The organism is Rhodoferax aquaticus (genome assembly GCF_006974105.1).
Taxonomy (GTDB): domain Bacteria; phylum Pseudomonadota; class Gammaproteobacteria; order Burkholderiales; family Burkholderiaceae_C; genus Allorhodoferax; species Allorhodoferax aquaticus_A.
In genome coordinates, this window is record NZ_CP036282.1 from 4,571,450 (window position 1) to 4,584,356 (window position 12,907).

At 58.1% G+C, this 12,907-nt stretch carries 9 protein-coding genes and 1 pseudogene; 7 read left to right on the forward strand and 3 right to left on the reverse strand.

Annotation, left to right across the window (positions count from 1 at the left end; all coding sequences use genetic code 11):
- Positions 1 to 25: 25 nt before the first annotated feature.
- The 7 genes and pseudogenes from EXZ61_RS21070 to EXZ61_RS21100 form a co-directional block, all read left to right on the forward strand.
- On the forward strand, positions 26 to 871 hold the full coding sequence (locus EXZ61_RS21070) for a TnsA endonuclease N-terminal domain-containing protein (RefSeq protein ID WP_142813882.1): 846 nt from the start codon (positions 26 to 28) through the stop codon (positions 869 to 871).
- A complete protein-coding gene (locus tag EXZ61_RS21075; RefSeq protein WP_142813883.1) occupies positions 871 to 2,973 on the forward strand; it encodes a Mu transposase C-terminal domain-containing protein in 2,103 nt (700 codons plus the stop codon). The genes EXZ61_RS21070 and EXZ61_RS21075 overlap by 1 nt, the downstream gene beginning before the upstream one ends.
- 22 nt (positions 2,974 to 2,995) lie before the next feature.
- A complete protein-coding gene (locus EXZ61_RS21080) occupies positions 2,996 to 4,639 on the forward strand; it encodes an ATP-binding protein (protein WP_142813884.1) in 1,644 nt (547 codons plus the stop codon).
- Positions 4,640 to 4,641: 2 nt separating this feature from the next.
- Positions 4,642 to 5,781, forward strand: a complete 1,140-nt coding sequence (locus EXZ61_RS21085; RefSeq protein WP_142813885.1) for a TnsD family Tn7-like transposition protein — start codon at positions 4,642 to 4,644, stop codon at positions 5,779 to 5,781.
- A 60-nt stretch (positions 5,782 to 5,841) separates the two neighbouring features.
- Positions 5,842 to 6,924: a transposase gene (locus EXZ61_RS21090; RefSeq protein ID WP_142813886.1), complete on the forward strand. Its 1,083-nt coding sequence runs from the start codon at positions 5,842 to 5,844 to the stop codon at positions 6,922 to 6,924.
- A gap of 140 nt (positions 6,925 to 7,064) precedes the next feature.
- Positions 7,065 to 8,144 carry a hypothetical protein gene (locus tag EXZ61_RS21095; protein ID WP_142813887.1) on the forward strand — a complete coding sequence of 360 codons (1,080 nt, stop codon included), beginning with the start codon at positions 7,065 to 7,067 and terminating at the stop codon, positions 8,142 to 8,144.
- A gap of 189 nt (positions 8,145 to 8,333) precedes the next feature.
- A pseudogene (locus EXZ61_RS21100) lies at positions 8,334 to 8,963 on the forward strand (ATP-binding protein); the annotation flags it as partial.
- An 83-nt stretch (positions 8,964 to 9,046) separates the two neighbouring features.
- On the opposite strand, the gene EXZ61_RS21105 reads toward EXZ61_RS21100, so the two are convergent.
- From EXZ61_RS21105 to EXZ61_RS21115, 3 genes are read right to left on the reverse strand one after another with little or no spacing between them, the layout of a single operon-like run.
- On the reverse strand, positions 9,047 to 10,267 hold the full coding sequence (locus EXZ61_RS21105) for a hypothetical protein (protein ID WP_142813889.1): 1,221 nt from the start codon (positions 10,265 to 10,267) through the stop codon (positions 9,047 to 9,049).
- Complete coding sequence (locus tag EXZ61_RS21110) at positions 10,264 to 11,157, reverse strand: ExeA family protein (RefSeq protein ID WP_142813890.1); 894 nt, start codon at positions 11,155 to 11,157, stop codon at positions 10,264 to 10,266. Before EXZ61_RS21110 ends, EXZ61_RS21105 begins: the two co-directional genes overlap by 4 nt.
- Positions 11,157 to 12,902, reverse strand: a complete 1,746-nt coding sequence (locus tag EXZ61_RS21115) for a pilus (MSHA type) biogenesis protein MshL (RefSeq protein ID WP_142813891.1) — start codon at positions 12,900 to 12,902, stop codon at positions 11,157 to 11,159. The genes EXZ61_RS21110 and EXZ61_RS21115 overlap by 1 nt, the downstream gene beginning before the upstream one ends.
- Positions 12,903 to 12,907 lie beyond the last annotated feature (5 nt).

The window sequence follows — 12,907 nt, forward strand, 5'->3', positions numbered from 1 at the left end:
CTGATAGGAATGATTGGAGGTTGAGATGGGACGCCACAAGTGGACTGAAAAGAAGATTGCCGACTGGGAAAAAGAAGGGTACGGGCAGGGCAGCGGGCCGGAATACAAGCCGTGGCTTGAAGTCGGCGACTTCAGCAGCATGGGAAGGTCAAGGCGCATTTACGGCCTAAAAACCGGACGTGTCCACCACACGTTCTCGGACGTGGAGTACGGACTATTTCTTGCCTGTGAATGGTCCCGGTCGGTTGTCGACATCCGTGAGCAATACCCGCTGGACCGCGGCTTGACCCAGACGGTCGCGAGCGAGCTGAAGATTCGCCACCCCTTTTATCCGGGAACACATGTACCGACCGTCATGACCGTCGACTTTCTCGTCACCATCGTAAAAGACGGCGCTGAGCACTTCATGGCGCTGAACACCAAGCGCGATGAGGAGGCAGAGGACGAGGTGTCTCTGCAGAAACTCGAGATTCAACGTACCTATTTCGAATTGCTCGGAAAACCACATCACCTGATTTACCACTCCCAGATTCCCCAACAGAAGGTGAAGAACCTTGCCTGGATTCGCGATGCCCAAGTCAAAGATGGCGAGATTGAGCCAAGTGAGGGCTACTACGCAGCACTCGCATCCCGAATGGGACGCGAACTTCAGGCGCCCGCAGATGCGAACGTACCTCTTGCAGCTTATTGCCAGACCTTTGACGCGCGCCACGGTCTTGAGCCAGGCGCAGGCTTACGTGTTGCTCGCCTGCTGATGCAGGAACGCGCATTGATGGTCGACTTGAATTCAAAGGACTTGACTCGCGAGCCTGTCGGCGCGTTCCTGATGTCCTCACGCGCTGGTCAGCTGCGCGCTGTAGGAGGTGCGTAATGCTGTTCAAGAACGATGTGTTTGAATTGGACGGCGAGAGATACCGCGTCCTTCATCCGGATAGTGGAAGCAAGTCCATCTGGTGCATTTCCCTGGATAGCGAATTTGCCTGGCCAGTCCGCTTGCCCGAATTGGAAATCGTCAACCTACCCTCCCTTGCACAGGGAGAGGTAACGCACGGGACTCCTAGCGAAGCTCGTATTCGTAAATGTGATGCGTCATGGGCACGACTGGCGCCACTCCTTCGAGCACATGAGCATGACCTCTATGACCCACGCCGTCGCAACCGCCTCATTGCCGAATACGCACAGGAGAAGAAATGTTCGGTCGGTACTCTGCGCAAAGACCTGCGACGCTATTGGCAACGCGGCCAGAACAAGCTTGCTTTGATGCCTGGCTACGACAAGTCTGGGCGCCGCCAAGGGACTGACGGCGACGGACTGCTACCCGTCACTGCTGGCCGTGGCCGTAAATCAAAAGCTGGACACAAGGTATATCAGCTGACTTCGGCCGACGCTGCCCATATGAAGCGGGTCCTCGAAGCCACGTATCTAGTAGATAAGCGCATCACGGTTGTCGATGCGTATACAGAACTTATTAACAAGCACTTCCGACATGCGGACGGGAATCAAACGCTTTTCGCAAACCATAGAGGAGAACGCCCCAGCCTTCGGCAGTTTCTCTATTTTCTGAAGAAGAACTACAACATTGAAGTTCGACTGCGCGGTCGCGAAGGCAACAAGGATTTCGAACGTGACCACCGCAAGGTCATTGGCACCGTCCTGGCTGACTGCCTAGGTGTCGGCCACTTCTACGAAATCGACGCCACCATCGCCGACGTTTTCCTCGTTGCGGCTGAGGACCGTAGCAAGATTGTTGGCAAGCCCACGCTTTACCTCATCATCGACCGGAAATCCCGCCTCATTGTGGGCTTCTATATCGGCCTTGAGCACGCGAGCTGGGCTGCAGCACTGTCGGCAATTTTGACTATCTCAGAAGATAAGCGTGCTCTATGTGCGCGCTATGGCGTTGAGTACGACCCTGACGACTGGCCGGCGCATCAGGTGTTCCCGGTGGAATTTTTGGCCGACATGGGAGAAATGATTTCCGAACCGAGCACGAATATTTGCGAAGGACTTCAGGGAACGGTCACAAACGTGCCGGGCTTGCGCCCCGACTGGAAGCCTACTGTGGAATCCGGCTTCCGCATCGAACATTGCGTACTCAGACCCATCACCCCGGCATATGACCCACCTTGGAATGCCACGCGCCGTCGCGGAAGGCATTATGAGAAAGATGCCTGTCTCACAGTAAAGGAGTTTGGCAATCTCATTTTGAACGCCATCATCATGACGAATCGGCGGGAAATGAAAGACTACCCCTTATCTCTCTCTGAACTATCGGGCGGCGTACGTCCCAGCCCGATTGAGCTGTGGAATCACGGCATTGTGACCCGCTCGGGCCTACTGACTCGCTTCTCCGAAGAGACTGTGCGTTTTGCTCTGCTTCGAAAGGAAAGGGCTAGAGTGACGGAACGTGGCATCGAGTTTCGTGGGTGCTTCTACAGTTCTCAGGAGGCGATTGCCCAAAAGTGGTTTGAGACTGCCCGCAAACACCGTTTTCAGGTCACGGTCTCTTTCGACACCCGCTTGGTCGACCAAATCTACGTACACGCGCTAGATGGGAAATCCCAACCGCACATTGCAACACTGACCACGCGCAGCGAGGCCTATTCAGGGCTTAGCTTTGAAGAGGTCAAATATTACGAGGACCTACGCGACAAGGTACGTGCCGAAGCGGATGAGCAGCGCCTCCAGGGCCGCCTGGACTTGCGCAATCGCACGGCACTTGTGGTCGACAACGCCAAGGCTGAACTGAAGGCCCTGGGCAACAAGAAGTCCCGCTCAGCTCGTAGGGCCGATACAAAGCCTGCCCGTGCTAAGGAACGCCAACTCGAGCGCCAAGAGTCGGCGCAGCTGCAAGCTGCAGTTCCGCAGCCTGATGCGGCACTTGAGTCGGTTGCACGCCTTGAAATAACGTCCGCCAATCGCGACCAACAGGACCGCCTGAAAGCCATCCTTGCCCGTATGAGCGCCCGCTAAATCATTTCCGAATTTGATACAAATGAATCACCCACTTCCATCTGCACAAACCGTCTATGCCCAGTACCTTGAGCAACGTCTCCCTCAGTTCAAGGGCAACCCGCTGATTGAAGCACTGCCCCCGCCAATGACCAATCAAGGCCTCGAAGAATCGCTGACCTTGATGCCCGACTTTCACGAGTCCCAGCGCGCTTGGCCTGCGGCTGACCGGCTCATGATGCTTGAGACCTTGCAAAACTTCATGATGCCAATGAATAGGCACAGGGAGCTTTGTCGTGCGCTGGACTCATTACTCCGCAGTGGGTACGTTGGCAGAGCCCCGAAAACGCCTGGAGACGCAGCAATATTTCAGGCGCTGTACGACAAGCAGATGGCAGGGGAGTCCTTTTCTCAGGCTGCGGATTCGCGGACTTCACAGCTCTCTTCCGCACTGATTGGCGTTTCAGGAATGGGTAAGACGACGACAGTTGAACGCTGGCTTGCGCACCTACCGAAGGTGATTTATCACCCTGACATTCACCGTTATCAAATTCCAGCGCTCCACATTGAGATGCCGTCCGATGGAAGGTCTAGCAATGGCCTTGCGACAGGGATATTGCACAAGATTGACGAGCTTCTGCCGGGCTCCAACTACTACAAGATGTATTCGCAGAGCGGCCGAAGCGGTACCGACGCGTTAATGAAGAGTGCGGCCCACGTGATGAGCCTGCATTCTGTCGGGATTCTCATCGGCGACGAAGTGCAGAATCTCGCGAACTCGCCCAAGGGCTCTCAAACCCTGATGACCGAACTGGTGTCGGCATGCAACATAACCAAGGTACCCACTCTCTTCGTCGGCACGAACAAGGCCATCAAAATTTTGGGGATTGAGTTCCGACAGGCTCGTCGCTCTAGTGGGTTTGGTTTGGCCCCCTGGGACCGCCTTCAACCCGGCACCGCTGCCGAGCCAGATGAGTGGGACGTCTTCCTCGAAATCCTGTGGCAATTTCAATGGATGAAGCGTCCTGTGGCGCTGACGCCCTTGCTCGCTCACTACATGTACGACGCGAGTCAGGGTGTTATTGACCTTGCCATCAAACTCTTTGTCTCAGCCCAGGCTCGGGCTATGTGGGATGGCAGCGAGACGTTGACCCCCGAACTCTTACAAGACGTCTACCGGAAAGAGTTCCAGCTGCTACACCCGATGATTTCAGCACTTCGGGATGACGACTTTGAAATGCTCGCCAAGTACGACGATATTGCTCCGTTGAATTTCAAGGAGCACCTAGACAGTGTGCGTCGCAAGATTGACCGGATGACCTCCCCACTCTACGGCGTAAAGGCTAGCGACCCGACATTTACCCCCCGCCTGGCGTCTAGCTTGGAATCCGTGGGAATAGAGGCGGAAGAGGCGAACCGCCTTGCTGAGAATTTTGCCGCGGAGACTCCTGGCGCCAATCTGGCTGATGGCATAAAGCAGGTCGTAGCTGAATTTACCAAGCCCAAGCCCGTGAAGGCCCGGGGTAAAGGGAAGGTCGTAGTGGAACTGCCTGTCGACAGGTTCGACGAACGTCCAAACGACTATCGGCGTGCCATTGCCCATGCCAAAACCTCCAATGTCACGGTTCTTCATCAGCTGAAGAGCCTCGGAATGGCGCCCCAGCTTGAGGACGTTCTCGAAATCTGAGCATGTATCTCCCTCGCCCTTATCCGGATGAGCTCGTCGGCAGCATGCTGCACCGAACGGAACGGATTTTGGGCATCGGACGTGAGCCGCTCTTATGGAGACTGACAGGCCATAAGCTGTCGGCACATTCCTTTCTGATAACCCAATACGCTGGTATCGCGCACGCCTTCGGAATGTCGTTTGAGACATTCCTGGGTCAGCACACGGTCTTTCCCTATTTGACCGCTTTCCAGGAGGAGGACGAGCGATTACGGCTGGTAGCGGAGCTGGAGCGCAGTCACACTGTTTTGCGTGCGACGGCGTCACTGGTCCGAAGGGCGGTGATTGGTGAAGCGTGGCTGCGGTTCTGCCCAGTGTGCGTTGAGTTTGAGCTGAAGCGGTACGGCGAGTCTTATTGGCATCGGATGCACCAACTCTGCGGGGTTTCAATTTGTTCCGACCACAAAGTCGGGTTGTACACGTCACCCGCAGCGATTTCCCGCGCACCACGCATCCCGCCGCCCCATGAGATGGTCAACTCCCATACGACCAGCCCCGAGCCGTCACCCACCATTTCAATTGCCATTGCGATGGCCTCGACCGCAGCGCTTTGGCGTGTCTATGACGCCCACAGTCTGGCCGAGACCTATCGACAGCGTGCAAGAGAGCTTGGGTACGTTTACATGGGCGGAAAGGTTCATGGTGCGCTGCTAGCCCATGACATGCTGAATTTCTACGGCACCGACTTCTTGCGTCGATACGGCTGTTTGGAGGACACCGGCCCGAGACTGCGCTGGCCAGGAAAGATGTTCCAAGCATCAGCTCACAACAGCACCACGTTCAAGCACATCCTGCTGCAAGTCTTCTTGGACAGCAAGCCGACGCCATCAAACAACCGCATTGACTTTGAGGGGCGGCGTCAGCCGAAGACGCGCGACTGGCCGCAAATCGAGCGGGAAGCCATTGAATGCCTCACCGCTGAAGTGTCACGACATCGACAGGCCGGTACGCGGGTGAATTTGGAAGACCTCTACGACATCGCCGGCATCCATTCGATTGTCAAAACCAAGAAACACCGGATTCCCGCGCTGATGGCCTGGATTGAGCAATTCAAGAAGTCGCCTCAATCAACACGGATTCCTGGCAGACGGCCTCGCCGCTGATACATCAGGCCATTTATGCCGGTCTAAATTTCCTATACGTCTTTCTAACAGGAGAGACGTATGGATTGGGTCACAAGCGCTCGCCAAATGGGCGGGCAGTTGCATTTTTCGGTGGTTTCACAAGATGGCTCCGCGGAGCATGTTCAAGCCGGTTCGTTGGCCAGCGCGGGGCTTCCAACCGCCGGCCCCTTAGAACGCGTGGTCTACACAGGGGACCTATCCACTTGGGTCCGCTCGTCATCCGAGCAGTACCTGAAGGCTTTTGGCTTCTCGCCAACAGACCAGCTAACAGCGGGACATCCAGTCTATTGCCATGCGCTTGATGATGGGACAACCGTACATGTGCCCGCACTCGCACTCATTCGTGCGCTGTTCAAGCCCCACCGATTGGTTCTTCCCGTCGTCTTCTCCCCTGGCAATATTGATGTGCTGGGCTTTGTGAACTATGCCAGCACCCCACCGGTCATCGTCTTGAGCAGGGAGCGTGAGAAGTACCTTGACCGGCGGGAAGTTGAGAGCCGGTATGAGCCCTTGCGCTGGCTTCACTCATCACGTTCCGCCCGCGACTGCTGCCAGAGCGTTTTCATGAACGCGCTGAGCGGGCGATTGGACTTGGCTCTTCCCCTGGGGCAGTTCCGACTGGTCATGCATGGACGACGTGTTGGACACGACCTTTTCGTGACCAAGGTAACGATGATTGCGGCGAGTGTCGAAGCAGAAGATTCTGTCACCGGAGCGGGACTGGCCTATGTCTTCCACCGAAAGTTCAATGCTAGGCACAAGGTGACGACCCTATCCCCCTTTCCTTCAATCCCCTCTAGGGCTGTCGGGACGGTCACCCTGTCTTGCACCGAGTGGGTGGATATCGAGCCATTGCTGAACGGAAATAGCCGTAAAGAGAGAGCACACTCCCGACGCGCATTGCTGGATGTCATTCTGCACAAGCTCTCTAGCGGCAGCTCCTGGAAAGCAATGTCGCAGGCGTCGGGCTTCAGCCAGACGAATTTGTCGACGACGTTCAGGCGGTGGCAACGAGATGGTCGACTTGACCAAGTCTTGGAACGGCTGAAGCACGTTCGGGAAGGAGGAGGATTGGAATACATACCGCCAAAGGGACTCGACAGCGCATTTTTCGCTTCGTAACTTGTTGATTTTTATAAGTTTCCACCGGATGCGCGCAGATTTGCGTGCATCCGGTGGAATAGACTGGAACTATCAGTTTGGCGTTGATGTAAGCCCGTTACTTTGGTGTCGATATGCTGGTGGCTATCCAGGAGACGCCAATGAAAATCTCACGCGCTGAACTCTACCGTCGGGTCTGGGAGACTCCTATCCGGACCCTGGCCAAGGAGTTCGACATTTCGGATGTTGGATTGGCCAAGGCCTGCCGGAAGCATGCGATTCCGATTCCGCCGGTTGGCCATTGGACCAAGGTGCAGCACGGCAAGCCTGTATCTAAACCGCCGCTGCCCAAGGGCGACGACGCTGTCGTCGTCCTGGACGCCAGTCGTTATCGACTACCGCCCCTTCCCGAACCAGTGGCAGAGTTAAAGCGTACTCGCCTGACAGTTCGACCGCCTTCCACGACCGAACACTTGGCACCGTTCTCGGCAGCCACGTTCAAGCGTCTTTTCAAGGCTAAGCCAGACGGGCGCGGCATCGTCTCGTGTCATGGGGAAGACGTTTTCAGCTGCGAGGTGTCACCTGCGTCAGTGGAGAGGGCAGCACGACTGCTGCATGCCATCGAACTGGCAATGCCCGAGATTGGGGCACAGCTGAACAAGTCGCCGAAGGAGAACCGCCTCCAGGTGGAGCGCGGAGGCGTGGCTGTGACTTTCAAGCTGTTTGAAAAGTGCACCTCGACCTTCGAGGTTCTCAAGGACCCAAAGTACAGTTGGATGGACCGGAAGATTTACACGTACACGATGACCGGTCAGCTGTCCCTCCAAATCGAAGGCTATTTTGACGGTCAGAAGTCCTGGGCAGACGGCAAGCGCGACAACCTGGACGACAAGCTCGCGGACTTCGTAACTGGCCTGGCCGCCGCCATTGAAAGCATACGCGCCAGAAACGAGGAACACGCTCGCCAGAAAGCCCGCTGGGAGGAGGAAGCCCGCATTCGCGAAGAGAGGGAGCGCAAGCGCCGTAAGGAAGAAGAGCTCAGAGCGCAGTTACTCAAAGAGGCAACCGCCTGGAGAGATGCTGAGCTTTGCATCGAATACCTGAAACACATCAAGGTCCGGCTCGGGGATTCCTCAATGCTCCCTGAGGCAGCGCGGGAGTGGCTTCTTCAAGCGGAACAGGTGCTCGCTGCTGGCAGTCCTATTGACCGACGCGTTCAGATGCTGCTGACGGCATCTTGAATGCGGTGTTGGGCTAGGCTAAAGGCCGCCGGGGGAGACGTCAATCTGAGGTCAGAACTCTTTTGTCACTGCAACCCGAGGCAGCGGCAGAATTGGGTCAAGACTGTTTTGTCATAGCAAAAAGTCACTTTTCAAAATCTCCCTGTAATTGGCTGCGGCTCGAGGACAGGACTTTATTGTCCGCAACCACTGGCCCACCATGGGGTTTTGTTTTTAGACGAACTGCCAGAGTACCCCAGAGCCGCTTTAGAAGCGCTGCGTGAGCCCTTGGAAACCGGCACCATCACCATCGCACGGGCAGCGCGGCGGGCCGAGTTTCCGGCGCGCTTTCAGCTCATAGCCGCCATGAACCCCTGCCCCTGCGGCTACCAGGGCTCCAACACACGGGCCTGCCGCTGCACACCCGACCAGGTGCACCGCTACCAGAGCAAGCTCAGCGGCCCCTTGATGGACCGCATTGACCTGCACATTGAAGTACCCGCCCTGCCCGCGCCCGAACTTCTAGGCGCCACCGTGGGCGAATCCAGCGCGAGCGTGCAGAGCCGCTGCACCGCAGCGCGAGAACGCGCGCATGCCCGCCAAGGCAAGCCCAACCACGCCTTGGCCGGCCAAGACATAGACGCCCATTGCTTGCTCGCCCCCGATGCCGCCAAATTTTTGCAGTCCGCCGCCGCACAGCTGGGCTGGTCAGCCCGAGGCACCCACCGCACCTTGAAGATCGCCCGCACCATTGCCGACTTGGCAGCTTCTGAGACCACGCTGCTCACCCATGTGGCCGAAGCCATGCAGTACCGCCGGGCTCTGCGCGCCAGCCACTAGAAGCCCCCGCAGCACCAGGACCGAAAGCGCACAGCGCTATGCATTAAGTAGCATCTTGCGCTTAGTCTATGCGGGTTGCGGCCTTACTCGTTCACGATCACCCCGGCTTGACGCAAGTAGGCGGCAATGTCTTTGCCAATAGGCCCTTGCTGGCGTGCTTTGTCGGTCATGGTGCTGGCGTCATGGGTCTGGCCCAACGCCGCCAGGGACACTGCCATTCCCAAAAGCCAGCGCTGCTCGTTAGGCCGGGCTTGTAACGCCGCCGTGTAAGCGTTGAGGCTGTCTTGGTGGCGACCCAGCCTTTGCGCCGCATTGGCACGCAAAGCCCAGAGATCGGGCTGGCTGTTGAGCGCAGGCTCCAAGCGGCTCAGTAGCTCCCAAGCTGCGGCCGTGCGGCCCATGGCCATCTGCATGCGCGTGAGCTCTCGCACGACATTAATGAGTAGCTGGCTGTTGCTGTCGGTAGGGCTTGCGGTTGCCAGCCGTTCGGTAGTGACCAAAAGCTCTTGCATAGTACCTATAGCGGCCTCTTGGGCACCGGACACCCACAAGGTTTGCGCCTGTGCCAATGCATCGTGCGCAGCTTGGTTTTGGCGTTGTGTTGGCATAGGCTCTGACGCGGTGGACGCACTGGCACTGTGCTTAGTCGGGCTGAGTGTGGCAGCCGCAGGCACTGGCGTGACAGGTATGGCACCTCCGGCAGTGCTACTCGCCTTTGGGGCTTGGGTGGCCGATGCCGAGTCAGGTCCGACTGGTTTGCTGCTCGCCAAAGTGGTTGTGGGCTCGGCAGGGTGGGTCTCTACCGGCGCAGGTTTGGATACAGGGGCGTTCACCTGGCTATTGAGCCGCAGGCCCAACTCCATTGGCGTTGCGCTGGGCTTTGCGGCGCCAGCGCTCGCACGGTTGCTCGCTCCGTCAGGAGAAGTGCTGACAAGTTCGGCCTTGGCGGGCGCGGCAGCTTGCGCGTGTTGGGGTGGCGCAGCAGCAGCGTGTGCAATGGTCACGGCGGGCACTGGCACCGTGGGTTGCGCATTTTCAGGGGGCGCGGCGGCATGGTCCAGCCGCACCTGCTGCTCCCCAGGGTGCGCAGATGGAGTGAGCCAGGCATAGACCAGTCCCAGTACCACGGCGCTTGCCAAGAGCCACGGCACTAGACGCCGCACGGCAAACCGAGGGCCGGTCTGTGCATGGCCTGCCAGCCCCAAGGGTTGCAGTTCAGGGGACTGCAAAAGCCCGCCTTCGGCCAAGCGCAGCTCAGCGCGGCGCTGGTCTAGGTCGCGCAGCATGGTGTTGATCACACTCATACGCTTTTGCTCCTGAGCGCCCAGTGGGCGCGCCAGCGCTGCCACCAAGGGCTGGCCTGTGGCGGAGAACGCCGAACGCCCGGCGTGTCTTGGGCCGCCAGCAAGACATGCCGGGCGCTGACCCGGTACACGCCCTCTCCGTAGGCCAACATAAGGCACTTGTGCGCCATGATGTTCAAAAGCCGCGGCACGCCGCCGCTCCACAGTGCGAGCGCTTCTGCGGCTTGAGGTACAAACACCTCGGTGTCCGTGTGTGCGTTAAGGGCCGCAACCTGCAAACGATGCTGCAAGTACACGGGCACGCGGCTCGCATGCATGGGGCCTAGGTACTCACTAAACGTGATGCGCTGCAACAGTTGACGTATCTCGGGCAGCGCAAGTTTTTGCTCCAACTCGGGTTGGCCCAAAAGCACGATTTGCAAGAGCTTGCGTTTTTCAGTTTCCAGATTCGATAGCAAGCGAATGCTCTCCACCGTGCGCAAGGGAATCGCCTGCGCCTCATCAATACACAACACCACCGAGCGGCCCTGCGCGGCATGGCCTAACAAGCAGGCATGCAAGGCACCCAGTATTTTGTGGCGTGACAAGGGGCGCGACACCACCATGCCCAACTCTTGGACCAAGGCCATGAGCAAGTCATCGGGCCCCATATCGGGGTTGGGGATGTAGGCGGTCACGCACTCGCTTTGCAAGAGTTTGAGCAATTGGCGGCACAGAACGGTTTTGCCGCAGCCTAACTCGCCAACGACTTTAACGAAGCCTTCACCGCTGCGCAGCGCTACCAGGAGCATGTTCAATGAGGCCTGCACTCCCTCGTGCGGATAGAAAAACTCGGTATCGGGCGTGATCGCGAAAGGAGCTTCTCGCAGCGAAAAATGGCCCAGATACATTACTTGGCGACGTTACCGTCAATCTGGATCACCCGCGCGCGGGCCGCATCCATCTCATCGAGGGCTGCGCGGGTGCGTCGGGCTTGCGCCTCCCAATCGGCTGCAGACCGAATGATGGTGGGCTTGATCAGCACAATCACTTCTTTCTTGCGCCCTGCGGTGGCGCGGTTCCCAAACAAAGCCCCCAAGCCTGGCATGCTGGTCGTGCCGGGCAAGCCCGAGGCATTGCGACTGGACTCCAGCTGCATGAGCCCCCCAATAGCCACAATGGTGCCGTCTTGGATGCGCACCAAAGTGTCAGTCTCATTCACGCTGCTAGACGCCAAGGGCAAGCGGTAGTTGCCCACACTGCCCAGGTCCACCTGCTTGGTCTTCTCGGTGACCGTCGTCAAACTGGGGTGCACATGCAAGGTGATATTGATGCCGTCGTCAATTTGCGGCGTGACATCCAACGAGATGCCCGAGAAGAACGGGGTCAGCGTCACCGTAGGCATGGTGGTGCTGGCGTTGGCCCCACTGGTGCTACTGCTGCTGTTGCTGACGGTTCCGCCCGTCACTCCGGTGACAAAAAACTCGTCAGAACCCACCTTGAGCACTGCTTTTTGGTTGTTCAGGGTAGCCACGCGCGGGCTGGAGAGGGTTTGGACATCGCCCTGGGTTTCCAGAAAACCTAACACCGCACCAAACTGAGACGTCGCCAGTGCCAAACCAAACAAACCACTGCCACTTGCCGCCGCAGGGAAGGGCACGGTGCCTTTGGCCACCGTAGTGCCCTGCAAAAACGCATTGCCATTGCTGATGTTGCTACCAATGACCCCCAACGCGGCCTGTCCGTTCACGTCGCTACCAAAAGCGCCCCAGTTCACACCGCTTTGGTAGCCATCACTGAGTTCAATTTCAATGACTTTGGCTTCCAGCATGACCTGGCGCTCTACCGCAATTTGCGTGGCTTTGAGAAACTTTTCCACCTGCCTCAGTTCTTCTGGCATGGCACGCACCGCCAAAATGCCTGCCTGCGGGCTAGACACCACGCTACGGCCTTCCCCATTACCGACCAGGCTTTTCACAGCGGCAGACACTTCACTCCAAAAGTCTGAACGTGAACTGGTAGAGACCCGGCTGCTCTCCGGCTGTGCGCCCGAACTGCTGGAGCTTGCGGAGCTTGTCCCCCCTGAATTCGTGCCGGAGCCTTGCAAACTGGCCCCCGACGACACCCGCAGCTCGCTCGTTCCTGCGCGCTGTGAGGTAGGGTAGTTGAGGGTGAAGATGCGGGTTTGCAACGTGGGCGCATAAATCACAATGCGCCGGCCATCGATCTTGAAGTCATACCCATAGACATCACGAATGGCTTCTAGTGCCTCGGTGACGGTCACACCGCGCAGAGTGACCGACAGTGTGCCAGTCACGTCGGGATGCATCAGCATGCTATAGCGGGTGTCTGCCACGATGGCCAAGAACACATCGCGGGCCTGGGCATTGTTCACCAGCAAGTCCAGCCGAGGCTCAGGCGGCAAGGCCAGCGGCGCGGGGGCAGGCTCGGCCAAGGCATCGGTTACCCGTGCGGGCACCACACTGCTGGGTTTGGACGGCGCAGCAGGTAGCTCCGCTCGCACTGCAGCGCTGACATCGGGTGTGCGTAAAGGTCTGTCGTTGGCGCATGCAGACAGCAGCCCGAGGGCCACCAGGGCTCCGAGCCAACGCGTACGGCATAGGGTGTCGTTCATGGTGTTCACTTTTTGAAGCATGTTCG

Bases quoted from the DNA above. Each gene is read 5' to 3' on its own strand.
- EXZ61_RS21070 (WP_142813882.1), top strand. From the start codon at position 26: ATGGGACGCCACAAGTGGACTGAAAAGAAGATTGCCGACTGGGAAAAA.
- EXZ61_RS21075 (WP_142813883.1), top strand. From the start codon at position 871: ATGCTGTTCAAGAACGATGTGTTTGAATTGGACGGCGAGAGATACCGC.
- EXZ61_RS21080 (WP_142813884.1), top strand. From the start codon at position 2,996: ATGAATCACCCACTTCCATCTGCACAAACCGTCTATGCCCAGTACCTT.
- EXZ61_RS21085 (WP_142813885.1), top strand. From the start codon at position 4,642: ATGTATCTCCCTCGCCCTTATCCGGATGAGCTCGTCGGCAGCATGCTG.
- EXZ61_RS21090 (WP_142813886.1), top strand. From the start codon at position 5,842: ATGGATTGGGTCACAAGCGCTCGCCAAATGGGCGGGCAGTTGCATTTT.
- EXZ61_RS21095 (WP_142813887.1), top strand. From the start codon at position 7,065: ATGAAAATCTCACGCGCTGAACTCTACCGTCGGGTCTGGGAGACTCCT.
- EXZ61_RS21105 (WP_142813889.1), bottom strand. From the start codon at position 10,267: ATGAGTGTGATCAACACCATGCTGCGCGACCTAGACCAGCGCCGCGCT.
- EXZ61_RS21110 (WP_142813890.1), bottom strand. From the start codon at position 11,157: ATGTATCTGGGCCATTTTTCGCTGCGAGAAGCTCCTTTCGCGATCACG.
- EXZ61_RS21115 (WP_142813891.1), bottom strand. From the start codon at position 12,902: ATGCTTCAAAAAGTGAACACCATGAACGACACCCTATGCCGTACGCGT.